General features: G+C 51.0%; 23 protein-coding genes. 12 read left to right on the top strand and 11 right to left on the bottom strand.

The window, feature by feature from the left end:
- The first annotated feature begins 40 nt into the window (after positions 1-40).
- Positions 41-934 carry a transporter gene (locus FEK43_RS00380; protein WP_138158412.1) on the top strand — a complete coding sequence of 298 codons (894 nt, stop codon included), beginning with the start codon at positions 41-43 and terminating at the stop codon, positions 932-934.
- A gap of 47 nt (positions 935-981) precedes the next feature.
- Here the strand turns inward: FEK43_RS00380 and bglA are convergent, their stop codons facing one another.
- Entirely contained in the window at positions 982-2,415 is a 1,434-nt protein-coding gene (bglA, locus tag FEK43_RS00375; RefSeq protein WP_138158385.1) for a 6-phospho-beta-glucosidase BglA, read from the bottom strand.
- A 44-nt stretch (positions 2,416-2,459) separates the two neighbouring features.
- Here bglA and yqfB point away from each other — a divergent pair, with 44 nt between their 5' ends.
- On the top strand, positions 2,460-2,771 hold the full coding sequence (gene yqfB / locus FEK43_RS00370) for a N(4)-acetylcytidine aminohydrolase (protein ID WP_130259399.1): 312 nt from the start codon (positions 2,460-2,462) through the stop codon (positions 2,769-2,771).
- Between the two features lie 163 nt (positions 2,772-2,934).
- Complete coding sequence (locus FEK43_RS00365) at positions 2,935-3,594, top strand: hemolysin III family protein (protein WP_135407760.1); 660 nt, start codon at positions 2,935-2,937, stop codon at positions 3,592-3,594.
- 314 nt (positions 3,595-3,908) lie between these two features.
- Here the strand turns inward: FEK43_RS00365 and ygfZ are convergent, their stop codons facing one another.
- The gene (gene ygfZ / locus FEK43_RS00360) at positions 3,909-4,889 is read right to left on the bottom strand and encodes a tRNA-modifying protein YgfZ (RefSeq protein WP_130207830.1); all 981 of its coding nucleotides are present in this window, start codon (positions 4,887-4,889) and stop codon (positions 3,909-3,911) included.
- 251 nt (positions 4,890-5,140) lie between these two features.
- On the opposite strand from ygfZ, the gene sdhE reads away from it, so the two are divergent.
- Together sdhE and FEK43_RS00350 are read left to right on the top strand one after the other, a co-directional pair.
- A complete protein-coding gene (gene sdhE / locus FEK43_RS00355) occupies positions 5,141-5,407 on the top strand; it encodes an FAD assembly factor SdhE (protein WP_135407758.1) in 267 nt (88 codons plus the stop codon).
- Entirely contained in the window at positions 5,388-5,795 is a 408-nt protein-coding gene (locus FEK43_RS00350) for a protein YgfX (protein WP_000244781.1), read from the top strand. Before sdhE ends, FEK43_RS00350 begins: the two co-directional genes overlap by 20 nt.
- Positions 5,796-5,834: 39 nt before the next feature.
- On the opposite strand, the gene fldB is transcribed toward FEK43_RS00350, so the two are convergent.
- Positions 5,835-6,356 (bottom strand): flavodoxin FldB, encoded by a 522-nt coding sequence (gene fldB / locus FEK43_RS00345; protein ID WP_130207828.1) that lies wholly within the window; start codon positions 6,354-6,356, stop codon positions 5,835-5,837.
- Between the two features lie 111 nt (positions 6,357-6,467).
- Here fldB and xerD point away from each other — a divergent pair, with 111 nt between their 5' ends.
- From xerD to lysS, 5 genes are all read left to right on the top strand, one after another.
- Entirely contained in the window at positions 6,468-7,364 is an 897-nt protein-coding gene (gene xerD / locus FEK43_RS00340) for a site-specific tyrosine recombinase XerD (protein WP_064529792.1), read from the top strand.
- Between the two features lie 24 nt (positions 7,365-7,388).
- Entirely contained in the window at positions 7,389-8,099 is a 711-nt protein-coding gene (gene dsbC / locus FEK43_RS00335; RefSeq protein WP_130207826.1) for a bifunctional protein-disulfide isomerase/oxidoreductase DsbC, read from the top strand.
- Between the two features lie 5 nt (positions 8,100-8,104).
- Positions 8,105-9,838: a single-stranded-DNA-specific exonuclease RecJ gene (recJ, locus tag FEK43_RS00330; RefSeq protein WP_135407757.1), complete on the top strand. Its 1,734-nt coding sequence runs from the start codon at positions 8,105-8,107 to the stop codon at positions 9,836-9,838.
- A gap of 91 nt (positions 9,839-9,929) precedes the next feature.
- Positions 9,930-11,028 (top strand): peptide chain release factor 2 gene (prfB, locus tag FEK43_RS00325; protein WP_096179399.1). Its coding sequence is split into 2 segments (ribosomal slippage): positions 9,930-10,004 and positions 10,006-11,028, totalling 1,098 coding nucleotides; the frame shifts between segments, so codons are not numbered across the junction.
- 9 nt (positions 11,029-11,037) lie between these two features.
- A complete protein-coding gene (lysS, locus tag FEK43_RS00320) occupies positions 11,038-12,555 on the top strand; it encodes a lysine--tRNA ligase (protein ID WP_135407754.1) in 1,518 nt (505 codons plus the stop codon).
- 43 nt (positions 12,556-12,598) lie between these two features.
- On the opposite strand, the gene idi is transcribed toward lysS, so the two are convergent.
- The 3 genes from idi to uacT form a co-directional block, all read right to left on the bottom strand.
- Positions 12,599-13,147: an isopentenyl-diphosphate Delta-isomerase gene (idi, locus tag FEK43_RS00315; protein WP_135405583.1), complete on the bottom strand. Its 549-nt coding sequence runs from the start codon at positions 13,145-13,147 to the stop codon at positions 12,599-12,601.
- A 122-nt stretch (positions 13,148-13,269) separates the two neighbouring features.
- On the bottom strand, positions 13,270-13,395 hold the full coding sequence (locus FEK43_RS00305; protein ID WP_130207818.1) for a hypothetical protein: 126 nt from the start codon (positions 13,393-13,395) through the stop codon (positions 13,270-13,272).
- Between the two features lies 1 nt (position 13,396).
- Positions 13,397-14,845: a urate/proton symporter UacT gene (gene uacT, locus FEK43_RS00300; protein WP_130207816.1), complete on the bottom strand. Its 1,449-nt coding sequence runs from the start codon at positions 14,843-14,845 to the stop codon at positions 13,397-13,399.
- A gap of 436 nt (positions 14,846-15,281) precedes the next feature.
- Here uacT and ygfT point away from each other — a divergent pair, with 436 nt between their 5' ends.
- Both ygfT and FEK43_RS00290 read left to right on the top strand, forming a co-directional pair.
- A complete protein-coding gene (gene ygfT / locus FEK43_RS00295; protein WP_131161983.1) occupies positions 15,282-17,201 on the top strand; it encodes a formate-dependent uric acid utilization protein YgfT in 1,920 nt (639 codons plus the stop codon).
- Positions 17,201-17,689, top strand: coding sequence for a 4Fe-4S dicluster domain-containing protein (locus FEK43_RS00290; RefSeq protein WP_130259394.1), 489 nt, complete (start codon positions 17,201-17,203; stop codon positions 17,687-17,689). The genes ygfT and FEK43_RS00290 overlap by 1 nt, the downstream gene beginning before the upstream one ends.
- A 33-nt stretch (positions 17,690-17,722) precedes the next feature.
- Here the strand turns inward: FEK43_RS00290 and ghxQ are convergent, their stop codons facing one another.
- From ghxQ to ygfM, 5 genes are all read right to left on the bottom strand, one after another.
- On the bottom strand, positions 17,723-19,090 hold the full coding sequence (gene ghxQ / locus FEK43_RS00285) for a guanine/hypoxanthine transporter GhxQ (RefSeq protein ID WP_130207810.1): 1,368 nt from the start codon (positions 19,088-19,090) through the stop codon (positions 17,723-17,725).
- A 35-nt stretch (positions 19,091-19,125) separates the two neighbouring features.
- The gene (gene guaD / locus FEK43_RS00280) at positions 19,126-20,442 is read right to left on the bottom strand and encodes a guanine deaminase (protein WP_130208049.1); all 1,317 of its coding nucleotides are present in this window, start codon (positions 20,440-20,442) and stop codon (positions 19,126-19,128) included.
- A 17-nt stretch (positions 20,443-20,459) separates the two neighbouring features.
- On the bottom strand, positions 20,460-21,860 hold the full coding sequence (gene xanQ, locus FEK43_RS00275) for a xanthine/proton symporter XanQ (protein ID WP_138158383.1): 1,401 nt from the start codon (positions 21,858-21,860) through the stop codon (positions 20,460-20,462).
- Positions 21,861-22,026: 166 nt separating this feature from the next.
- Entirely contained in the window at positions 22,027-24,897 is a 2,871-nt protein-coding gene (locus FEK43_RS00270; protein ID WP_135407752.1) for a molybdopterin-dependent oxidoreductase Mo/Fe-S-binding subunit, read from the bottom strand.
- Entirely contained in the window at positions 24,894-25,673 is a 780-nt protein-coding gene (ygfM, locus tag FEK43_RS00265) for a molybdopterin-dependent oxidoreductase FAD-binding subunit (protein ID WP_130259390.1), read from the bottom strand. The genes FEK43_RS00270 and ygfM overlap by 4 nt, the downstream gene beginning before the upstream one ends.
- Positions 25,674-25,694: the final 21 nt, after the last annotated feature.

The raw sequence follows: 25,694 nt of genomic DNA, 5'->3' as shown, positions 1-25,694 counted from the left end.
TCTTAATTTAACGCTTTGTTTTTCATACCTGGAGGGAATGATGAAACGATTTATATTTCTACCATTAATACCATGCTTTTTATCAATGAATGCAGTGGCAGTTGAAGGAGAAAACAGGCCCAGCAATCTGTTAGGTGCGCCAGTTAATACCGCTATTTCTGGAGGTTCAGTATTGCCAGAAGGAATGCTATTAACCGCCGTGAATAGCTCATTTCGTGATAAAGACCATCAAATCGAGGGACACGGGAGTCCGGATGTTTACTCCCAGATATGGTTATTGAAGATTCGTTATGGTCTGACCGACAGACTGGAATTATCAACTGTGGGCTCTTATATCAATAACAAACGAGACAATCTGTCTCCTGAACATATAGAGGGAATGGGCGACCAATCGGTGGGGGCAACTTATGCTTTAATGAGCCAGCGAAGAGGGGATCCGTTTTGGGTTACGGTAGGTGGGGCGTTATTACTACCCACCGGGCAAGATGGAGATAATCATTTGCCTGGGAACAGCGCCTGGGGAGGGCGGGTATCACTCTCTTTAACAAAATCATTCACGCCCAATATTAAAGGAGATATGGATTTTGTTTATCAAGGGCCATTTGAGCGTGGAAACCAGGATGTGAAGCGCGGCAGTGAATTTCAATGGAATACCCAGGTGCGTTATATGTTCAGTGATTTACCGCTGGATATTGGCCTGGAAAGTGCCTACAGCAATAACGCTTCAGGTACAAAAAAATTGCCTAATGGCAGCACCATTAATAACCACTCAGGTACTACCGAATGGGTTGTTGGCCCGTCATTTAACGTTGCCGTTGATTCACTGAAGTTATGGTTTGGTGCCGGGGCTTTCTTTCCGGTAATGCAGGAAGCGAAGTCGCCAGCTAAGATGGAAGATGTTCGCTGGGAATTTAAAATCGGTAAGACCTGGTAAATCAGGTGCAGAATGTTACCCGCCTGCTGGCGGGTAACATGCGGGAATTACAGTTTCTCGCCGTTGCTGGCAATCACTTCTTTGTACCAGTCAAAGCTCTTCTTACGTGAACGCGACATATCGCCAGTACCGTCGTCATGTTTATTCACATAGATAAAGCCGTAGCGTTTGCTGTACTGCCCGGTAGTGAATGACACGCAGTCGATGCAGCCCCACGGTGTGTAGCCCATCAGATCCACGCCATCGTAAGTCACCGCTTTTTTCATCTCTTCGATATGGGCGCGCAGGTAATCAATACGGTAGTCGTCGTTGATGCTGCCGTCTTCTTCCACTTTGTCGTAAGCGCCAAAACCGTTTTCGACAATAAACAGCGGCTTCTGATAACGCTCATACAATTCGCATAGTGCATAGCGCAGACCCACCGGATCAATCTGCCATCCCCAGTCCGACGCTTTAACAAATGGGTTCGGTACACTGCCTTCAAAACCAGAGATCGCATCGCCGGTGCCGCCTTCGGCCTTCACCGCGTTGGTCATGTAATAACTGAAGCCAAGATAATCGCAGGTGCCTTCGCGCAGTATATCCAGATCGCCATCTTCCATCTTGATGTTAAATCCGCGACGCTCCCACTCGTTCAACACATAGGACGGGTAATAGCCACGCAGCTGCACATCGGTAAAGACGTAGCGCTCGCGCATCGACTCCTGAGCGAACATCACATCGTCCGGGTTACAGGAGTAAGGATAGAGCGGCACCATCGCCAGCATACAACCGACTTTCATCTCCGGGTTGATGCGATGCGCGGCTTTCACCGCCAGGGCGCTGGCGACAAACTGATGATGCAGCACCTGATACATCGTCTCTTCCGGGTTTTCATGCTCGGTATACACCACGCCGGAGCAGCAGTAACCGAACAGCGGCGCACGCCAGTTACGCTGGTTGTTAATTTCGTTGAAGGTCATCCAGTATTTGACTTTGTGCTTATAGCGTTCAAATACCACTTCCGCGAAACGCACAAAGAAGTCAACCACTTTACGGTTGGTCCAGCTGCCGTATTGCTGCACCAGATGCAGCGGCATTTCAAAGTGGGAGAGGGTAATCACCGGTTCGATGTTGTATTTCAGCAGTTCATCGAACATATCATCGTAGAACTTCAGCCCTTCTTCGTTTGGCTGAGCTTCATCACCTTTTGGAAAAATGCGCGTCCAGGCGATGGATGTACGAAAACATTTGAAGCCCATTTCGGCAAACAGCTTGATGTCTTCTTTGTAGCGGCCATAAAAATCAACGGCTTCATGGTTCGGATAGTATTTGCCGGGCAAAACTTCTTTGGTGATTTCGCGCGGCACGCCGTGTGCGCCACCGGTTAGCACGTCGCAAATACTCGGCCCTTTGCCGCCTTTGTTCCAGCCGCCTTCGACCTGATGAGCGGCAACTGCGCCACCCCATAAGAAATCTTTCGGTAAGGTGAGTTTTTTCACTATCATAGGCTCCAAATGAGTCAATTCTTACAGGAAATAGTACCATGCAGCCAAACGACATCACTTTTTTTCAACGTTTCCAGGATGACATTCTGGCTGGGCGTAAAACCATCACTATTCGCGACGAGTCTGAATCGCACTTTAAACCGGGCGATGTGCTCCGCGTCGGGCGCTTTGAAGATGACGGCTATTTTTGCACCATTGAAGTTACCGCAACTTCAACCGTAACGCTGGATACTCTCACAGAAAAACATGCACAACAGGAAAATATGACCCTGCCTGAACTGAAAAAAGTCATTGCCGACATCTATCCTGGTCAGACACAGTTTTATGTAATTGAATTTAAATGCCTTTAAGTTGAACTCACGCCTGTTAGTTGAAATTTAACATTTAATTTCATGATTTTTCGGAGATTACTCTCAAATCAGAATTTATTTTAGCTAACAGGTGTTCACTGGAACTATTCTCAGTTACGCTGGAGAAGTGTTCACGTGCGTGTACGTTTCTCCGGAGTAAGTTATGGTTCAGAAGCCTCTCATTAAGCAGGGATATTCGCTGGCAGAGGAAATTGCCAACAGCATCAGTCACGGCATCGGGCTGGTGTTTGGTATCGTCGGGTTGGTATTGCTACTGATTCAGGCGGTGGATCTTAATGCCAGCGCCACGGCGATAACCAGTTACAGCCTTTATGGCGGCAGTATGATCCTGCTGTTCCTCGCTTCGACGCTTTATCACGCCATTCCCCATCAACGGGCAAAAATGTGGCTGAAGAAATTTGACCATTGCGCCATTTACCTGTTGATTGCCGGAACCTACACGCCGTTTTTGCTGGTGGGGCTGGATTCTCCGTTAGCGCGCGGGTTGATGATTGTTATCTGGAGCCTGGCATTGCTGGGGATTCTGTTCAAACTGACCATCGCGCACCGATTCAAAATTTTATCTCTGGTGACTTATCTGGCGATGGGGTGGCTGTCACTGGTGGTGATTTATGAAATGGTAGTTAAGCTTGCGGCGGGCAGCGTTACCTTACTGGCAGTAGGCGGTGTGGTTTACTCGCTTGGGGTGATTTTCTACGTCTGCAAACGCATCCCCTACAACCACGCCATCTGGCACGGCTTTGTGCTCGGCGGCAGTGTGTGCCATTTCCTGGCGATCTATTTGTATATTGGACAGCCGTAATGGCTGTGTCTTTGTTGGCATGAAAAGACGCACCAGCGTCGCATCAGGCATCGGAGCGCAACTGCCGGATGCGGCGTGAACGCCTTATCCGGCCTACGGGCCGCTTTCCATTTGTGAAAAAGGCACCAAGTTGAAGGCCTGATAAGACGCACTAGCGTCGCATCAGGCATCGGAGCGCAACTGCCGGATGCGGCGTGAACGCCTTACCCGACCTGCGGACCGCTTTCCATTTGTGAAAAAGGCACCAAGTTGAAGGCCTGATAAGACACGCGAGCGTCGCATCAGGCAATAGATGCCCGAAGCGATACAGCGATTTACTCTTCCAGCGAATACGGCAGCGGCTCGATACGCAATGTATTCGCATCATCACGAACGCGGAAGATGCTGTCCGGTTCCATATCGTTATTCATGACGACCTGAACCACTACCTGACCATCTTCCAGTTTTACCGCAGCCAGCACTGTACCGGTACGACGCCAGTTTTCGCCCATTTTCAGCTCTAAGTCTTCACCAGCTGCCGGCAAACGGCTGGCGCTACCCGCCAGCAACCAGAGCGCGCGTTTGTTGGCTCCGCGGAACTTAGCTCGTGCCACCATCTCTTGCCCGGTATAGCAGCCTTTCTTAAAGCTGATACCGCCCAGCGCCTGAAGGTTAGTCGCCTGCGGGATAAACTGCCCACTGTTAGCAGCGTCAATAACAGGGAAACCCGCTTCAATGTTTAATGCCAGCCACTGTTGGCTATTGTTCAGTTCCGCTTCACCGCGCAGTTTATCGGTCAAAGTATTAGCGGTAGCTTCATCGGTTACGATCAGAAAACGTTCTGCCGGATGTTCAAACCATAGCAGTGTGGTCGCACCTTCTCTAACTACCTGTTTTTCCTTCGAAGGCATTTCGCTGAAGAGATTTTCCAGCGCGGCGCGTGCCTGAAAACCGGCAACACCGAGCAGCACACGTTCATCGTCCGGCACGATGGTCACTTTAGAAAACACCGCATATTTTTTCAGTTCAGTCAGCTGCGAATCACGCACGCTGCGGCGTTCAATCCACGCAAAGCCATCGCCGTCGCGGAACAGACGTAAATTGCTCCACATTTTACCTTTAGCGTCGCAATGCGCGGCGAGCAAATGCTGGTCTTCTGACATCTGGCTGACGTCTGCTGTCACCTGACCCTGCATATATTTTTCGCTGTCCGCGCCAGTAATGGTGGCAAGCGCCCAGTCATCAAGCGTCATCAGCGTCAGTGGTAAACGGGCAGAAGCCGTAGGCTGACGGGGAGGAAAAGGTGTAAAAGCCATAATGGAGTCCTGTGTAACAAACGGCGTATTAATGACTAATGGTAAAAGAGCTATGAGGCAATGCAAGTGCTTTCACTACGCGATCTGTGCCTTCTGATATGCTTTGCGAGGCGACATCCAAAAAAATGAAGCCATTGAATTGTTGCGGATTAATTTCGCGATCGCGATTGTGTTTACCGATATTCCCGCAAAAGAAGTCGAAAAACACGTTACAATAGCCAGGTACTGGATTTTCGTGAGACAGGAAGAAGATGGACATTAACAACAAAGCCCGCATTCATTGGGCATGCCGCCGTGGTATGCGCGAACTCGATATTTCAATCATGCCGTTTTTCGAACATGAGTACGACAGCTTAAGTGATGACGAAAAACGCATCTTTATTCGTCTGCTGGAATGCGACGACCCGGACCTGTTCAACTGGCTGATGAATCACGGTAAACCGGCCGATGCAGAACTGGAAATGATGGTCCGACTCGTCCAGACACGGAACCGGGAACGTGGTCCTGTGGCAATCTGATTTGCGCGTCTCCTGGCGCGCACAGTGGCTTTCCTTGCTGATTCATGGGCTGGTTGCCGCTGTTATTTTACTCATGCCCTGGCCGCTCAGTTACACCCCGTTATGGATGGTGTTGCTTTCGCTGGTGGTGTTTGATTGCGTTCGCAGCCAGCGGCGCATTAATGCTCGTCAGGGGGAGATTCGCCTGTTGATGGACGGGCGTTTGCGTTGGCAAGGGCAAGAGTGGAGCATCGTCAAAGCGCCGTGGATGATTAAAAGCGGTATGATGCTGCGTTTACGTTCTGACAGCGGTAAACGGCAACATTTATGGCTGGCAGCAGACAGCATGGACGAAGCCGAATGGCGGGATTTACGGCGAATTTTGTTGCAACAAGAGACGCAAAGGTAAACATGACGGCAACGCTAATGCGCAAAGCCGTCAGTCACATCAGGCGTAATACTCTGCCATTTCGTTAAGGATTTGCTCACACCAGCTCTGAATACGCTCGTCGCTAAGGTCATACTGGTTAGTTTCATCCAGCGCCAGACCCACGAACAGCTGTCCGTCAGCAATCACCGGTTTCGGGCTGGTAAACTCATATCCTTCCGTTGGCCAGTAGCCGACGAACTTCACGCCTTTGGTCGAGAGTTTGTCATGCAGCATGCCGAGCGCATCAAGGAACCACTCGCCGTATCCCAGCTGATCGCCAAGCCCATATAACGCAACAATTTTACCTTCGAGGTTCAGGTCGTCGAGCTGATCCCAGACGGCTTCCCAGTCTTCCTGGATTTCGCCAAAATCCCAGGTCGGGATACCCAGAATGAGCACATCGTACTGCTCCATTAATTTCGGGGAGTCGTCCTTGAGGTTATGTAAGGTCACCAGTTCTGGGCCGATAATATCGCGGATTTTTTCCGCCGCCATTTCGGTGTAACAGGTGCTGGAACCGTAAAAAAGACCCATATTCATAACGTAAGCTTCTCGATTCTGCTGTGGCTTTTGCGGCTAGTGTATCAGAATCGCTTTAGTCACGGCACAATAAGGCATAATGGATCAAACGAGTAACGATAAGGGGCGCAAGTGAAACAAGATCTGGCACGCATCGAGCAGTTTCTGGATGCCCTGTGGCTGGAAAAAAATCTCGCCGAAAATACGTTGAACGCATACCGTCGCGATCTGTCAATGATGGTGGAGTGGTTGCATCATCGTGGGCTGACGCTGGCAACGGCACAAAGTGACGATTTGCAGGCATTACTGGCAGAACGGCTGGAGGGCGGGTATAAAGCCACCAGTTCAGCACGTTTGCTGAGTGCGGTGCGCCGATTGTTCCAGTATCTTTATCGCGAAAAGTTTCGTGAAGACGATCCCAGTGCACATCTGGCTTCGCCGAAATTGCCCCAGCGTTTGCCGAAAGATTTAAGCGAAGCGCAGGTTGAAAGATTATTACAGGCACCTTTAGTCGATCAGCCTCTGGAGCTTCGCGACAAAGCCATGCTTGAAGTGTTGTATGCTACCGGGCTGCGTGTCTCGGAACTGGTCGGGCTGACAATGAGTGATATCAGCCTGCGCCAGGGCGTGGTACGGGTCATTGGTAAAGGCAACAAAGAACGCCTGGTGCCGTTAGGTGAAGAGGCGGTCTACTGGCTGGAAAACTATCTGGAACACGGGCGGCCATGGCTATTGAACGGTGTGTCGATTGATGTGCTGTTTCCCAGCCAGCGCGCGCAGCAGATGACGCGCCAGACCTTTTGGCACCGCATTAAACATTATGCCGTGCTGGCGGGTATCGATAGCGAAAAGCTGTCACCGCATGTGTTGCGTCATGCCTTTGCCACTCATTTGTTAAATCATGGTGCGGACTTACGCGTGGTGCAGATGTTGTTGGGCCATAGCGATCTCTCCACCACGCAAATTTATACGCATGTCGCTACCGAGCGTCTGCGGCAACTTCATCAACAGCATCACCCACGGGCGTGATGTCTGAAAAGAACGGGAAGATTTATGAAGAAAGGTTTTATGTTATTTACTTTGTTGGCGGCGTTTTCAGGCTTTGTTCAAGCGGATGACGCGGCAATTCAACAAACGTTAGCCAAAATGGGCATCAAAAGCAGCGATATTCAGCCCGCGCCCGTGGCTGGCATGAAGACAGTTCTGACTAACAGCGGTGTGTTGTACATCACCGATGATGGTAAACATATCATTCAGGGGCCAATGTATGACGTTAGCGGCACGGCTCCGGTCAATGTCACCAATAAGATGCTGTTAAAGCAACTGAACGCGCTTGAAAAAGATATGATTGTTTATAAAGCGCCGCAGGAAAAACACGTCATCACCGTGTTCACCGATATTACTTGTGGCTACTGCCACAAGCTGCATGAGCAGATGGCAGACTACAACGCGCTGGGGATCACCGTGCGTTATCTCGCTTTCCCGCGCCAGGGGTTGGAGAGCCAGGCTGAGCAACAAATGAAAGCCATCTGGTGTGCGAAAGATAAAAACAAAGCGTTTGATGATGTGATGGCGGGTAAAAGCGTCGCGCCAGCCAGTTGCGACGTGGATATTGCCAACCATTACGCGCTTGGCGTCCAGCTTGGCGTCAGCGGTACTCCGGCGATTGTGCTGAGCAACGGTACTCTGGTGCCAGGCTACCAGCCGCCGAAAGACATGAAAGAATTCCTCGACGAACACCAAAAAATGACCAGCGGTAAATAATTCGCGTGAAACAACAGATAAAACTTCGTCGCCGTGAAATCGATGAAACGGCAGACCTGCCTGCTGATCTGCCGCCCTTGCTGCGTCGTTTATACGCCAGCCGGGGCGTGCGTAGCGCGCAGGAACTGGAACGCGGTGTTAAAGGGATGCTGCCCTGGCAGCAACTGAGCGGCGTCGAAAAGGCCGTTGAGATCCTTTACAACGCTTTTCGCGAAGGAACGCGGATAATTGTGGTCGGAGATTTCGACGCCGACGGCGCCACCAGTACCGCCCTTAGCGTGCTGGCGATGCGTTCGCTTGGCTGCGCCAACATCGACTTCCTGGTGCCGAACCGTTTTGAAGACGGTTACGGCTTAAGCCCGGAAGTGGTTGAGCAGGCGCATGCCCGTGGCGCGCAGTTGATTGTGACGGTGGATAACGGCATTTCCTCTCACGCGGGCGTTGAACACGCTCGCACGCTGGGCATTCCGGTTATTGTTACCGATCACCATTTGCCGGGCGATACGTTACCCGCGGCGGAAGCCATTATTAACCCTAACTTGCGTGACTGCGACTTTCCATCGAAGTCACTGGCAGGCGTAGGCGTCGCATTTTATCTGATGCTGGCGCTGCGCACCTTTTTGCGCGATCAGGGCTGGTTTGATGACCGTGGCATTGCAATCCCTAATCTGGCGGAATTGCTGGATCTGGTGGCGCTCGGGACGGTGGCGGACGTGGTGCCGCTGGATGCGAATAACCGTATCCTGACCTGGCAGGGCATGAGCCGAATCCGCGCCGGGAAGTGCCGCCCAGGGATTAAAGCGCTGCTGGAAGTGGCAAACCGCGATCCGCAAAAACTCGCCGCCAGCGATTTAGGTTTTGCGCTGGGGCCACGTCTCAATGCTGCCGGGCGACTGGATGATATGTCCGTCGGAGTGGCGCTGTTACTGTGCGACAACATCGGCGAAGCGCGTGTGCTGGCAAATGAACTCGACGCCCTAAACCAGACGCGCAAAGAGATTGAACAGGGAATGCAGGTTGAGGCGCTGACTCTGTGCGAGAAACTGGAGCGAAGTCGCGATACGCTGCCCGGCGGGCTGGCAATGTATCATCCTGAATGGCATCAGGGGGTTGTCGGTATTCTGGCTTCGCGTATTAAAGAGCGTTTTCACCGTCCGGTTATTGCGTTTGCGCCAGCGGGAGACGGTACGTTAAAAGGTTCTGGACGCTCCATTCAGGGGCTGCATATGCGCGATGCGCTGGAGCGCTTAGACACGCTCTATCCGGGCATGATGCTCAAGTTTGGCGGCCATGCGATGGCGGCAGGCCTGTCGCTGGAAGAGGATAAATTCGAACTTTTTCAGCAACGCTTTGGCGAACTGGTTACCGAGTGGCTGGACCCCGCATTATTACAGGGTGAAGTCGTCTCCGACGGCCCGTTAAGCGCTGAAGAGATGACCATGGAAGTGGCGCAGCTGCTACGTGATGCTGGCCCGTGGGGGCAGATGTTCCCGGAACCACTGTTTGATGGCCATTTCCGCCTGCTGCAACAGCGGTTGGTAGGCGAGCGTCATCTGAAAGTGATGGTCGAACCGGTCGGTGGTGGCCCGTTGCTGGATGGTATTGCGTTTAACGTTGATACGGCCCTCTGGCCGGATAACAGTGTGCGTGAAGTGCAACTAGCCTATAAACTGGATATCAACGAGTTTCGCGGCAACCGCAGCCTGCAAATTATCATCGACAATATCTGGCCTGTCTGACGAATTTAGTATGTATAAAATTGAGCCGGGATCCGGTACAATCCCGCTCTTATCACCGCATTTTGACTAGCTCAATAAAAGAAATCAGACCATGTTTGAAATTAATCCGGTAAATAATCGCATTCAGGACCTCACGGAACGCTCCGACGTTCTTAGGGGGTATCTTTGACTACGACGCCAAGAAAGAGCGTCTGGAAGAAGTAAACGCCGAGCTGGAACAGCCGGATGTCTGGAACGAACCCGAACGCGCACAGGCGCTGGGTAAAGAGCGTTCCTCCCTCGAAGCCGTTGTCGACACCCTCGACCAAATGAAACAGGGGCTGGAAGATGTTTCTGGTCTGCTGGAACTGGCTGTAGAAGCTGACGACGAAGAAACCTTTAACGAAGCCGTTGCTGAACTCGACGCCCTGGAAGAAAAACTGGCGCAGCTTGAGTTCCGCCGCATGTTCTCTGGCGAATATGACAGCGCCGACTGCTACCTCGATATTCAGGCGGGGTCTGGCGGTACGGAAGCACAGGACTGGGCGAGCATGCTTGAGCGTATGTATCTGCGCTGGGCAGAATCACGTGGTTTCAAAACTGAAATCATCGAAGAGTCGGAAGGTGAAGTGGCGGGTATTAAATCCGTGACGATCAAAATCTCCGGCGATTACGCTTACGGCTGGCTGCGTACAGAAACAGGTGTTCACCGCCTGGTGCGTAAGAGTCCGTTTGACTCCGGCGGTCGCCGCCACACGTCGTTCAGCTCCGCGTTTGTTTACCCGGAAGTTGATGATGATATTGATATCGAAATCAATCCGGCGGATCTGCGCATTGACGTTTATCGCGCGTCCGGCGCGGGCGGTCAGCACGTTAACCGTACCGAATCTGCGGTGCGTATTACTCACATCCCAACCGGGATCGTGACCCAGTGCCAGAACGACCGTTCCCAGCACAAGAACAAAGACCAGGCCATGAAGCAGATGAAAGCGAAGCTTTATGAACTGGAGATGCAGAAGAAGAATGCCGAGAAACAGGCGATGGAAGACACCAAGTCCGACATCGGCTGGGGCAGCCAGATTCGTTCTTATGTCCTTGATGACTCCCGCATTAAAGATCTGCGTACCGGGGTAGAAACCCGCAACACGCAGGCCGTGCTGGACGGCAGCCTGGATCAATTTATCGAAGCAAGTTTGAAAGCAGGGTTATGAGGAATCAACATGTCTGAACAAAACGCACAGGGCGCTGACGCGGTAGTCGATCTTAACAATGAACTGAAAACGCGTCGTGAGAAGCTGGCGAACCTGCGCGAGCAGGGGATTGCCTTCCCGAACGATTTCCGTCGCGATCATACCTCTGACCAATTGCACGCAGAATTCGACGGTAAAGAGAACGAAGAACTGGAAGCGCTGAACATCGAAGTTGCCGTTGCTGGCCGCATGATGACCCGTCGTATTATGGGTAAAGCGTCTTTCGTTACCCTGCAGGATGTGGGTGGCCGCATTCAGCTGTACGTTGCCCGTGACGATCTGCCGGAAGGCGTTTACAACGAGCAGTTCAAAAAATGGGACCTCGGCGATATCCTCGGCGCGAAAGGTAAACTGTTCAAAACCAAAACCGGCGAACTGTCTATCCACTGTACCGAGCTGCGTCTGCTGACCAAAGCACTGCGTCCGCTGCCGGATAAATTCCACGGCTTGCAGGATCAGGAAGCGCGCTATCGTCAGCGTTATCTGGATCTCATCTCTAACGATGAATCCCGTAACACCTTTAAAGTGCGTTCGCAAATTCTGTCCGGTATTCGCCAGTTCATGGTGAATCGCGGCTTTATGGAAGTTGAAACCCCGATGATGCAGGTGATCCCGGGTGGTGCAGCTGCACGTCCGTTTATCACCCACCATAACGCGCTGGATCTCGACATGTACCTGCGTATTGCGCCGGAACTGTACCTCAAGCGTCTGGTGGTTGGCGGCTTTGAACGTGTGTTCGAAATCAACCGTAACTTCCGTAACGAAGGTATTTCCGTGCGTCATAACCCAGAGTTCACCATGATGGAACTCTACATGGCTTACGCAGATTACAAAGATCTGATCGAACTGACTGAATCGCTGTTCCGTACTCTGGCACAGAATATTCTCGGTAAGACGGAAGTGACCTACGGCGACGTAACGCTGGACTTCGGTAAACCGTTCGAAAAACTGACCATGCGTGAAGCGATCAAGAAATATCGCCCGGAAACCGACATGGCAGATCTGGACAACTTCGACTCTGCGAAAGCGATTGCTGAATCTATCGGCATCCACGTTGAGAAGAGCTGGGGTCTGGGCCGTATCGTTACCGAGATCTTCGAAGAAGTGGCAGAAGCACATCTGATTCAGCCGACCTTCATTACTGAATATCCGGCAGAAGTTTCCCCGCTGGCGCGTCGTAACGACGTTAACCCGGAAATCACTGACCGCTTTGAGTTCTTCATTGGCGGTCGTGAAATCGGTAACGGCTTTAGCGAGCTGAACGATGCCGAAGATCAGGCGCAGCGCTTCCTGGATCAGGTTGCAGCGAAAGATGCAGGCGACGACGAAGCAATGTTCTACGACGAAGATTACGTCACCGCACTGGAACATGGTTTGCCGCCGACAGCTGGTCTGGGTATTGGTATCGACCGTATGGTAATGCTGTTCACCAACAGCCATACCATCCGCGACGTTATTCTGTTCCCGGCAATGCGTCCGGTAAAATAAGCGTTACGCGTATGCACTTAACCCCGGCATTTGTCGGGGTTTTTTATTCTCTCTTTGCGAAAACAGATAATACATTTCTGGCTTTGCTATTGGCTGCCTGCATCACCATCCACGGACTAAACGCCCACGGCGTAGCATCAATAGCGCGCAAAACATCTGATAAATCACACCATTGATAATCCATCACTTCATCACCGTTGGGCTGTAACGCGCTGGTAATTCGTGCGGCAAAGACTGGACACATTTCATTTTCGACAATGCCATTCGGGTCAGTGGCGCGATAGTGGAAGTCTGGATAAACCGATTCGGGTGACGTTATTTCCACGCCCAGTTCATAGCGGCAACGGCGGATTACCGCCTCTTCATTGCTTTCGCCCAGTTGTGGATGACCGCACACCGAGTTAGTCCACACGCCTGGCCACGCTTTTTTGCTAAGTGCGCGGCGGGTAACCAGCAGTTGTCCCTTAGCATTAAACAGCCAGCAGGAGAACGCGAGATGTAAGGGGGTGTCTGCCGTGTGTGCGGCATATTTTTCCAGCGTACCCGAGGGGACTCCCTGTGCATTCAGTAAAATGACGTGTTCCGTTTGCATAATTTCTCACATGTAATTCTAATCACTCGTCATTATAAATAACTGAAGAGTCAAATGATTAACCAAGTGAGTGTTTATCGGCATCCGCGCGTTTTGAGCGGATGCTGACAGAGAAAGGTCATTTAAAAAAGCAGCATCATATAGTTGAAGCGACTTTCAATAGCCATTGCCACGCAGTCAGAAATGACAGGAATGGAGATCATTAAGAGTAATAACAGACTGAATATAGTGCGTATTAATAGGTTCATATCATTCACCATGCTCATTTTTCTTTAGCTTGCGCATCAAAAGCCACATACGCACTGTTCTGACTTTTAAATCTTTATCAGAAACAGATTCCTTCACCAGATCGGCATGATGCTGATAACCATTGAAAAAGACGTTCAGCACCACCGCACTGATAGTCGCCAACATAATGCCGCTATGTAACAACGGTTGCAGTACAGCCGGTAACTTAGAAAAGAAATCATGAGAAAGCGTCGGGGTCATACCCACGCCAAGGCTAATAGCCACGATATAAAGGTTGTAGCGGTTGGTGGTGTAGTTACAGCGCGACAGAATGCGGATCCCCGTCGCCAGCACCATACCGAACATTACTAATCCTGCACCGCCTAGTACAAATTGCGGAATGGAAGCCACCAGCACCGCCATTTTGGGTACCATCCCGAACATGATTAATATAATCCCGGAAGAGATACACACCCAGCGACTGTGAACGCGCGTCACGCTGACCAGGCCAACGTTTTGCGAAAAGGAAGTATGCGGGAAGCTGTTAAACGTGCCGCCGATCATTGTCCCTATGCCATCTACGCGTAGCCCGCGAATAATGTCTTGTGAAGAAAGTTTTCTACCGACAATTTCCCCCAAGGCCAGGAACATCCCCATCGATTCAATAAATACGATGATTAACACTGCGGTCATGGTCAGAATGGAAACCGGATCGAAAACTGGCGTACCAAACGACATTGGCGTGACAATGGCGAACCACGAAGCATCATTCAGCCCAGACAGATTCACTTCATTCATCATCCACGACAACAAGAAGCCAAATACAATCCCCAGTAATACGGCGACATTGGACATAAATCCTTTGGCGTAACGGGTGATAAGCAAGATGAAAATTAAGACGGCGAAGGAAATGGTTAAATAAACCGGATTGCCATATTGTGGATTTCCTTTACCGCCAGCAGCCCAGTCAATGCCTACCTGAATAATACTCAGGCCGATAGAGGTAATAACCACACCGGTAACTAACGGTGGGAATAAAGGCATTAAGCGACCAATAAGTGGTGCTAATAGCGTGGTGATAAAACCGGCCGCAATGGTCGCGCCAAAAATCCCCAGCAGACCGATATCCGGGTTCATCCCAATGGCAATCATTGGCGTTACAGCCGCAAAGGTCACCGACATAATCACCGGCAGGCGAATTCCCATAAAGCGACCAATGCCGATACATTGCAATAATGTGACGATACCGCAGCAAAAGAGATCGGAGCTAATCAGCATTGCGATAGCTTCTTTCGAGAGTCCGAGTCTGTCACCAATCATCAGTGGGACGGCGACTGCGCCTGCGTACATAACAAGGACGTGTTGCAGACCGAGTATGATCAGCTTTCCTGGTGATAATATGCGGTCCACCTCATCCGTTGGGCGGTCTTGCCCTGAAGATGAGGGAATTTGAGAATCTATGGCGCTCATCAGTCTTTCTCCTTTCGCTCGCCAGAGTAAAAAGCAACCGTTTACGTTCACTAAAACTCTTTAATGACATGCTCGTGGGATGCCAGTTTTCACAAGGAGGGGACGTTACAAGATGGAAATGCGGGGGCAATCACATAATCGGGGTTAAACCGAGAAAATGAGAATAAAAATAGACAATGAAATTATCTTTAATTTTCTCATATTGATATTTCATTAATCATTCTGGCATGTCGCACTCTCGTATTTAATACTTTTTATCCGGATGGCATTTTTTTGAACGGCGATGTTTAAATATTGAAAACGGCACAGATTGAGGGGCGATAATTTGATATCTCTCACAAAATTATAATTAAAACTGACTCGTTTCCTCATATATGCCCGTTTATTGCATTGCGACATTTGAGAAGACATAACTCATCAAATGAAAGGGATGCAAATGAACAAGTTTATCGCAGCTGATGCTGCGGAATGTATAGGCTGTCATGCCTGTGAAATTGCCTGTGCGGTGGCTCATAATCAAGAAAACTGGCCGCAGAGTCATGGTGATTTTCGACCCCGTATCCACGTTGTTGGGAAAGGTCTGGCTGCAAATCCAGTGGCTTGCCATCATTGCAACAATGCCCCCTGCGTTACGGCTTGCCCGGTAAATGCCCTGACTTTCCAGCCCGATAGCGTACAACTGGACGAACAAAAATGCATTGGTTGTAAAAGATGCGCAATCGCTTGCCCCTTTGGGGTAATTGAGATGGTCGATGCTATTGCGCAGAAATGTGACCTTTGTAACCAGCGCAATTCCGGCGCGCAAGCCTGTATTGAAGTCTGCCCAACCCAGGCGCTGCGGCTGATGGATGAGAGCGGCTTGCAGCAGATGAAAACGCTGCGACAGCGCAGGACGGCGGAGGGAAAAGCATCGGAAAAACCACAATCATCGCGTCGCGAGGCATTGCTCCCTGTCACTCCACGCAAAGGGGCAGATAAAGTTACAGCAAGCGAGCGGAAGACCCACTTTGGCGAAATTTATTGCGGCCTTGATCAAAAACAAGCGGCGTATGAAAGCGACCGTTGTGTCTATTGCGCCGAAAAAGCCAACTGTAACTGGCATTGCCCGCTGCATAACGCTATCCCTGATTACGTCCGCCTGGTGCAGGAAGGGAAGATTATTGAAGCGGCAGAACTCTGCCACCAGACCAGTTCATTACCGGAAATTTGCGGTAGGGTGTGTCCGCAGGACCGGCTTTGTGAAGGCGCATGTACTTTAAAAGATCACTCTGGCGCAGTCTCTATCGGTAATCTGGAACGCTATATTACTGATACTGCGCTGGCGATGGGCTGGCGTCCTGATGTCAGCCAGGTTGTTCCCCGCATAGAAAAAGTGGCGGTGATTGGCGCAGGACCCGCGGGGCTGGGATGTGCCGACATTCTGGCGAGGGCGGGTGTTCATGTTGATGTCTTTGATCGCCATCCAGAAATTGGCGGTATGCTGACTTTTGGCATTCCTCCGTTCAAGCTCGATAAAATGGTATTAAGCCAGCGGCGGGAGATATTCACCGCAATGGGAATCGACTTTCATCTCAATTGTGAAATTGGCCGCGATATCTCTTTCAACGAATTAACGGCGGAATATGATGCTGTTTTCCTCGGCGTGGGGACTTACGGCATGATGCGTGCAGATCTGCCGCATGAAGATGCGCCGGGCGTCATTCAGGCGCTACCGTTCCTGACTGCCCATACCCGCCAGCTTATGGGACTGCCGGAGTCTGAAGAGTATCCGCTGACGGATGTTGAAGGTAAACGCGTCGTGGTTTTGGGTGGCGGCGATACGACAATGGATTGTTTGCGTACTTCCATCCGCCTCAATGCTGCCAGTGTGACCTGCGCGTATCGCCGTGATGAAGTCAGTATGCCCGGTTCGCGTAAAGAGGTAGTCAACGCGCGCGAGGAAGGCGTTGAGTTTCAGTTCAATGTTCAGCCGCAATATATTGCTTGTGACGATGATGGGCGTTTAACTGCGGTGGGCCTGATTCGTACCGCAATGGGCGAGCCGGGACCAGATGGGCGCCGTCGTCCACGTCCGGTGGCGGGCTCTGAGTTTGAACTGCCCGCCGATGTTCTGATTATGGCGTTTGGTTTTCAGGCACATGCAATGCCGTGGTTACAGGGGAGTGGAATAAAACTCGATAAATGGGGACTGATTAAAACCGGTGACGCGGGATATTTCGCTACTCAGACGCATCTGAAAAAGGTCTTTGCCGGGGGGGACGCGGTTCATGGTGCGGATCTCGTTGTCACTGCAATGGCGGCAGGACGGCAGGCGGCGCGCGATATGTTAACTATGTTTGATACGAAGGCATCGTGATGAAATCGTTAATTATCGTTAATCCGGCTGACTGTATTGGCTGTCGCACTTGTGAAGTAGCCTGTGTTGTCGCCCATCCGTCAGAGCAGACTTTAAATGCCAGCTTCTTTTTGCCTCGCTTAAAGGTGCAGCGTTTGGATCGAATTAGTGCTCCGGTGATGTGTCACCAGTGCGAAAATGCGCCTTGCGTTGGGGCCTGCCCCGTGCAGGCGCTGACGATGGGTGAGCAGGTGGTGCAGGCAAATTCTGCCCGTTGTATCGGCTGCCAGAGTTGCGTCAGCGCGTGTCCGTTTGGGATGATCACAATTCAAATGTTGCCGGGAAATGTTCGGCCAGAAATCGTGAAATGTGACCTTTGCGAACAGCGGGAAGAGGGACCGGCTTGCGTTGCATCTTGCCCGACGCAGGCGTTGCAGTTGTTAACCGAAGGAGAACTCAGGCGAGTCCGCCAGCAGCGTATTGCTGCCAGCGGCAAGAATCCACTCTGACAAAACTCCGCGCTGTATGGCGCGGAGGTTCTTCTAGATAGCCCAGCCACCCGCGTAAAATGCGACCAGGGCGACAGTTATGATGACAGTACCAATATTGAGTTTGTTCCATTCGCGAGCAAAAACACGACCCACTACGAGAGTTACAAAGCCCAGCATAATGCCGGTGACGATATTACAGGTCAGGACGATAAAGACAGCGCAAACCAAGCCCGCCATCGCATCAATAAAGTCATTGAAGTCCAGTTTTGAGACGTTACTTAGCATCAGCAGACCCACGTACATCAGTGCGGGCGCTGTGGCATAACCGGGGATCAGAAACGATAACGGTGATAAAAACAGAATCAACAGGAACAGTAAGCCAACAATCGTCGCTGTCAGACCTGTTTTGCCACCCGCTGCGGTTCCTGCCGCAGATTCGATATAGACCGCCGCAGGCGCAGCGCCCACCAGCCCAGAAAATATCGAGCTGACGGAATCGCTGGTCAGGGCTTTACCACCGTTGATTATCTGGTTGTCTTTATCCAGGAGATTCGCCTGACCGGCTACTGCGCGGATGGTGCCGGTGGCATCAAATACGGCGGTCATCACCAGTGCCAGTACACTCGGGAGAACGGTTGGCTGGAGTGCACCCATAATGTCGAGGCTGAAAATTAGCGACTTACCATCTTCTCCTGTCAGGCTCGGCATCGCCACCAGACCGTGGTATTCCACCGCGGGGTCAAAGATTAAGCCGATTATCGAGATGGCGATAATTACCAGTAAGATCCCTCCTGGTACGCGGCACTTCTCCAGACCAAAAATTACCGCTAATCCCAGCAAGCTCATCATCACAGGGAAAGAGGTAAATGCCCCGAGCGCTACCGGTAAACCTTCAATCGGGTTTTTGATAACCATACCAACGCCGTTAGCTGCAATCAGCAGCAGGAACAGGCCGATACCAATGCCTGTTCCGTGGGCAATACCCATCGGTAAATTGCGTAAGATCCAGGTTCGTATACCGGTTACGGAGATGGCGGTGAAGATGAGGCCCATCAGGAAGACCGCGCCCAGCGCGACGGGAACGCTAATTTGTTGCCCGAGTACCAGACTGAATGCGGTAAATGCCGTCAAGGAGATGGCGCAGCCGATCGCCATTGGCAAATTGGCCCACAGCCCCATTAGCAGCGAACCGAAGCCCGCGACCAGACAAGTAGCAACAAAGACTGCAGCAGGGGGAAAACCAGCTTTGCCCAACATGCCGGGAACCACGATTACAGAATAAACCATGGCCAGAAAGGTGGTTAAGCCTGCCAGTACTTCCTGGCGAACGGTACTGCCACGAGCGGTTATTTTAAAATAACTATCCAGCGCGCCCTGTGGCTTTGGTGCGACCGGTGTTTGTAGGATGTCTCCAGACATAATGATGTCCTCACGAGGATGTTAAGGTTTTATTATTAGTTGCGTTCGTACACCAGACGACCATCAACGTAGGTGCGGTAGATCGAACGGTCATCGCCCAACGTCATCATCACGAACAATTTGTCGACTAAAGAAACAGAGTTGTCATAGCGCAGCTGCTGTAGTGGTGTGGCAGTGGGTTCCATCACCACAAAATCAGCCTCTTTGCCGGGTAAAAAGTTGCCGATAAGGTCATCAAGGCCCAGAGATTTCGCGCCACCAAGGGTGGCAAGGTAAAACGCTTCATACGCGGAGAGGCGGTATCCCTGTAACTGCAATACTTTGTAGGCTTCATTCAACGTTTGCAGCATGTTGAAGGTGGTTCCGGCACCAATGTCAGTTCCCATGCCCACTTTGACTTTTTTCTTCCAGGCTTTTTGTAGGTTGAATAGACCACTGCCCAGGTAGAGGTTTGAAGTTGGGCAGAAAGCGATGCTGGATTTGGTTTCGCTGAGACGATCCCACTCTTTTTCTTCGAGATGGACGCAGTGAGCAAAGACGCAGTTTTTCCCTGTCAGCCCGTACTGGTGGTAAACATCCAGATAACCATCATGTTCAGGATAGAGTGATTTCACCCAGGCAATTTCATCTTTGTTTTCACAGAGATGGGTATGTACCCACGTATCTGGATACTCTTCTTTCAGGCGTTGCGCCATCGCCATCTGTTCAGGTGAAGATGTTGGGGCGAAGCGTGGTGTAATGGCATATAACAGACGACCATTTTTGTGCCAGCGTTCGATCAGTTCTTTGCTTTGGTGATAGCTGCTTTCGGCAGTATCGAGCAGATAATCCGGTGCGTTGCGGTCCATCATCACCTTACCGGCAATCATGCGCATATTGATATGACTGGCGGCTTCAAACAGCGCATCAACGGATTGCGGATGGACGGTACCAAACACCAGCGCCGTGGTGGTTCCGTTACGTAAAAGCTGCTTGATGAAGAACGCCGACATTTCGCGGGCGTACTCTAAATCCTCATAACGGCGCTCAGTAGGGAAGGTGTGTTTATTCAGCCATTCCAGTAACTGCTCGCCATAGGCACCGACCATTTCACTTTGCGGATAATGAATATGCGTATCGACAAAGCCCGGTACAATCAATTTGCCGCGATAATCACGGACGCGAATGGTGTCCGGGATTTGATGCTTGCCCTGTTCCCATTCACCAAACCATTCCACTTTCCCCTGTTTAATGAGTAATAAACCATCCTCAATAAATCGCAGCGCAGAAGCGATCTCTTCTGGATTATCGACCGTACGGATGACATCAATAAAACTGCCTCGTACTGCTTTTAACGTGTGTTCCCCTGACATCATTGACTCCTTTACTGTTAATCCATCTCTTCCGCAGAGGTAATACCCGGCAGAACGTTTTCCTGTCGGTAGCCACCAGGGAGGATAATATTTAATAAAATCGCAGTTAGGCCTCCGGCACAAATAGGATTTTCAACTAATACATATATTGAGGCGGGCAATATTTTAAAAATTTCGGGGTCATAAGAAACACCAAGTCCTAAACCTAAAGAAGTGGCGACAATAAGTGTTTCACGGCGCTTTAATCCGTTGGTAATAATGATGCGGATACCCGCAATGGCAATCATGGAAAACATCAACGTCATTGCACCACCCAGAACTGCCGAGGGAATAGTGGTGAAGAAGCCGCCGATCATCGGAAATAATCCAAGGATAACTAGCATTACCGCAATGGTGCGCCCGATATAACGTGAAGCGACGCCAGTCATCTGTATTACGCCATTATTTTGTGCAAAAGTGGTTAATGGTAATGAACCGACGGCGGAGTCGATAACCGAAACCAGACCATCTGCCAGCACGCCGCCTTTCAGGCGTGACTGATATTCTTCTCCCTGGATAGGGCGGCGGGAAACCATTGCTGTGGCGGTGATATCCCCTACCGCTTCCAGCACACTAAGCAGATAAATGGTGCCGACCACCAGGAACTGATGGAGGTTGAAATTAAATCCGTATTTGAAAGGATGGGGAATAGTAATGAGGGGGAGATTGCGTAAACTGCTGAAGTCCACCATGCCAAGGCATAATGAAACCGCATAACCCACGCACAGACCAATGGCGATTCCGCCCATACGTAGTAGCGGACTGCGACAACAGTTAAAGCCAATAACCACAATCAGCACCAGTAAACCAACACCAAGATGCTCGTAGTTGCCGAACGTGCCACTGCTCTTGGCGGCAAAACCACCGCCAAAATCAATAATGCCAACTTTAATCAGGCTTAAGCCGATCATCAGTACAACAATACCACTGACAGTGGGAGTAATTACTCTGCGTAAATAAGGAAGAATAAAAGAGGCTCCGACCACCAGAAAGGCACCAACGAAGGAGACGCCGAGGAGTGACGACATGATTAATTCTTCATGAAAACCGTCGCTTTTCATGCTGCTACCCAGCGCAATCATGACTGTCACAAATGAAAAATTGACTGACTGAATTGAGAGTAGACCAGAACCGACGATGCCATAACGATTTACCTGCAACCAGGTACCAATACCAGAAGCGATCATCGCCATGGAAACCAGGTAGGCAGTGGTTTCTGCGGAAAGTTGTAAGGCCGCCCCCACAATTAGCGCGGGTGTTACCATTGGGACGAAAATTGCCAATAGATGGGTAATGGCACCAACGACAGCCTGATGAAAAGGAGGGCGATCCTCCAGTTCAAATATAAGGTCAGAACCTGCATGGTTTATATCAGACATCCCTTCACTCCTTTATAAAGTAAATTTGATCATCTGAATCAGTAAAATAAATTCCCACGAATTTGGGGCGCAGGACGCCTTGAGAACGGCTTATCTCATTTTCGCAGTTACTAATTAGTTATCTTTAATACAAGGGAAACTGGCCGCCGAAGCGGCCATTTATTATTTATATTTTTTTCAGTGCGGTGAGTATTTTCTCCGGTGTGAAATGCCATTCGCGTAACCAAATGCCGCAAGCATCGTGAATTGCGGTAGCAATTGCCGGTGCTGCACCGTTCACGCCGATCTCCGAGATTGATTTCGCCCCGAATGGGCCGACTTTATCGTCACTCGGCACCAGCACAGCGCGGAAATCACGCGGAATGTCGCCAATTTTCGGCGCGCCGTAGCTGCGTAAATCACGCGTTAATGGGTGTCCTTTGGCGTCATAAATGATCTCTTCGCTCATGCTGTGGCCGATAGCTCGGAGGGTAGCGCCGTAGATCTGCCCCAACGCTAACTCCGGGTTGACCGGAGTACCGCAATCCAGCAAGGCGTAGAATTTATCCAGGCGGATTTCACCGGTACGTGTATTGACGGCCACTTCAGCGAAGTTTGCCCCATACGGGAAGGCGAAATCAGGCGTGATGTAACTGGCTGTTCCCACCAGTGAACCAAAGCCAGTACCAGTTTCGCCTTTATGGGCAATATCCCCGAAACTGACTTCGCCTTTCTTGCCGCGAACGACACCCGGCGTTGCCAGTTGAACATCTTCCAGTGGCTCACCCAACATTTGCGCGCCGTGGAAAAGGATTTTGTCGCGTAAATTTTCCGCTGCCATACGTGCGGCGTTGCCTGAGAAGCAAGTGCCGGACGAGGCATACGCGCCTTTATCAAACAACGCATGATCGGTATCACCGGAGATAACATGCACGTCCTGCGGTGGACAATGCAGCACTTCGGCCGCCAGTTTAGTGACTACAGTATCCAGACCCGTACCGATGTCAGCACCACCAGAATGGACGATAAATGTACCGTCTGATTCCAGTTTGATCATGCAGTTAGCCTGATCGATATCAGGGATACCTGATTTCTGCATAATAATGGCGACGCCACGACCCACGCACCAGTCACCTTCCTGCGCTTTAGGTGAAGACCATTGGATCATCTCACGCCCCTGACGCAGGATCTCTTCCAGTGCGCAGCTGGCAGCAGAAGGAACGGAGGTTGGCGCTTTACCTTCGCCAATTGCGCCGAGAATCTTCAGCTCTTGCCCTTCGTGTACCCGGTTACGTTCGATAATTTCCAGCTGGTCGATCTGCAACTGTTCAGCCAGTTCTGCTAATGCCATAGTGATAGCGAAGTTACCTTTCGGTGCGCCATAACCCTGATAAGCACCATTTGGGCAGATGTTGCTGTAGTAGGTGGTGACCTGGAAATCGACGTTATCGCACGGATATAACGGCAGTGATAGCGCCGGTCCGTTACACGGTACGGTGAGTGAGTGGTTGCCGTAAGGTCCTGTGTTGGCGCGGAAATCCATCTTCACTGCCGTCAGGCGACCATCTTTTTTGGCCCCCAGTTTTACGGTAACTTTCGCGACGTGACGAGAGGTGTTAGCAATAAACTCTTCTTCACGGGTGTAGCGGAACAGTACCGGACGCCCGGTCACGCAGGTTGCCCAGGCGCACACTTCTTCCAGCAGGATGTCCTGTTTAGACCCAAAACCGCCGCCTACGCGTTCTTTAATGACATGAACTTTATGCTGTTTCATGCACACGAGACGCGCAACCTGGCGACGCAGGTGCCACGGTACTTGAGTGGACGCGTGGATAACCAGACGATCGCCGTCCATGCGGGTAAAGCAGATGTGTGTTTCAGTCGGGCACTGTTGTGCCTGAGTTGAATTATAGGTTCGTTCAATGATCACATCGGCGTCGGCAAAGCCTTTGTCCATATCACCAATATGACCATGAATACTGGCGGCGATATTTTTGCGAGGGCGAGAACCGATAGGGAAGTTGATGATCATATGCTCGCCGCGCTGGGCTGCATGGCTGTTATCGTCTTCCAGAGTATCTGGCGCACCAGCAACATACACCACCGGTTCATCGTGTACGACAGGCGCATCTTCCGCCATTGCCTCGTCAATCGACATTACTGGCTTAAGCACCTCATATTCAACGTCGATGAGCTTCAGTGCTTCGAGCGCAATTTCTTCATTTTCAGCTACGACCGCAGCCACGCGATCGCCGACGTGGCGCATTTTCTTGCCGAACATACGGCGGTCAAGCGGTGACGGTTCCGGTGCGCTCTGACCACCAGGTGTGTAGTAGATATCCGGGCAATTCAGGTGAGTAATAACGTGAACAACGCCCGGTAAAGCCTCGGCTTTACTGACATCCAGATGGGTAATCAGTGCGTGAGCGTGTGGGCTACGTAACATTTTAATGACGCAGGCGTCAGCGGTTACGCGGTCTTCAACATAGCAGGGTTTCGCCTGCACCATTTTGGCAGCGTCGGTTTTCGGGTAATGTTTACCAATAACTTCAAGGTCATCGCGGAAAGTTGGGGCGATATCAATCGTAGCCTGTGGGTTATTTTTACGTGCAACCGCCAGTTCAATGACCTGGTAGTATTGCTGCCAGCCAGCATCGCGGCTGAACAGACCAGAAAGCGCGTCGTCGATCTCTTCGCGGGTTGGTGTGGCGATGCGATCGAGAAGATCGGTGATAATCAGAGCCGCAGCCGGATCGTTATAACCGGACTGAACCACGCCGACATCAACCATTGCCTGTTGAACCAGACTTAATTCATTCCATTTGCCTAAGGATTCAGTGGTGAGAATGTCTGCGTTTTCTAACTGTGCTGCTATCAACAGGGAGGCGTTAAGGATATTACCGTTAAAAAGAATCGCGTCAGAACCGGCAAAACCGAAGCCATCATCACTGTTGCGCACAGAGTGCATACCCATGCCAAACAACAGCTTTTGCACGTTCTCACCAGGATTGGCCTTTAGCTCCTGGGGCGCGCCATTTAAAGTAAAGTGGATATTCATACGGCTTCCTCCCCAGCCTGTTGGCAGTCGGCATACAGGTCGGCTACCAGAACTCCCGTGATATAGCGTTTATAGGCCACGCTGCCCCGCAAATCTTCCTGCGGGAAAATGGCGTTGGCGACAGCCTGTTCAAGTGCATAGCCTTCCAAATTTTGTTTTTCGACATCGTGCAGACGCAGTGCTTTACTGGTGACGCCATCCAGCGCAATTCGCATACCGTCGTGGTCGGTTAACGCTACGGCTGCTGTCACTACCGTTAATCCAGCCTGGGAACGGCTAATTTTGCGAGTCGCACAGGTGCGGTACGGATCTTTAATGATGATTTCGGTTAGCAGGCGATCGCATGGGCAGGCCAGGTACTCTTCGATTGACAGTGTTTCACCATTGCCAAAAACCAGTTCAGCATCCAGAGCCAGCAGAACGGGAAGCAACACCGATTCTTCCTGCTGGGCGGCGATTTCGCCACCAATAGTCGACTGATTACGAACATGGCGAGAGTAAACAAAACCGAGTGCTTCGCGCAGTGCCGCAGGAATAAAGCGCGCATCACGCAGTGGCTGTAAGCGAGACATTGCACCAATACGCAGTGCGCCGTTATCCCAGTCAACCCAGTCCAGTTCCAGATCTTGTAAGGAAATGGCAATCTTTTTATCGGTGCGGGTTGGCGTGGCGTTGAGTTTGCTGCCGCCGGCAAACCAGACGGCTTCATCCTGGTAGCGGCGCTTCAGTTCCAGCGCCTGTTCGACAGAGTCGGGCCTGAAAAATTGTTCAATCATCTTCTTTCCTTATTTAACCCT

This window comes from Escherichia sp. E2562, from assembly GCF_005781075.1.
GTDB lineage: Bacteria > Pseudomonadota > Gammaproteobacteria > Enterobacterales > Enterobacteriaceae > Escherichia.
The sequence above is the reverse complement of the archived record's forward strand: the minus strand, read 5'-3'. Positions and strand labels throughout refer to the sequence as shown.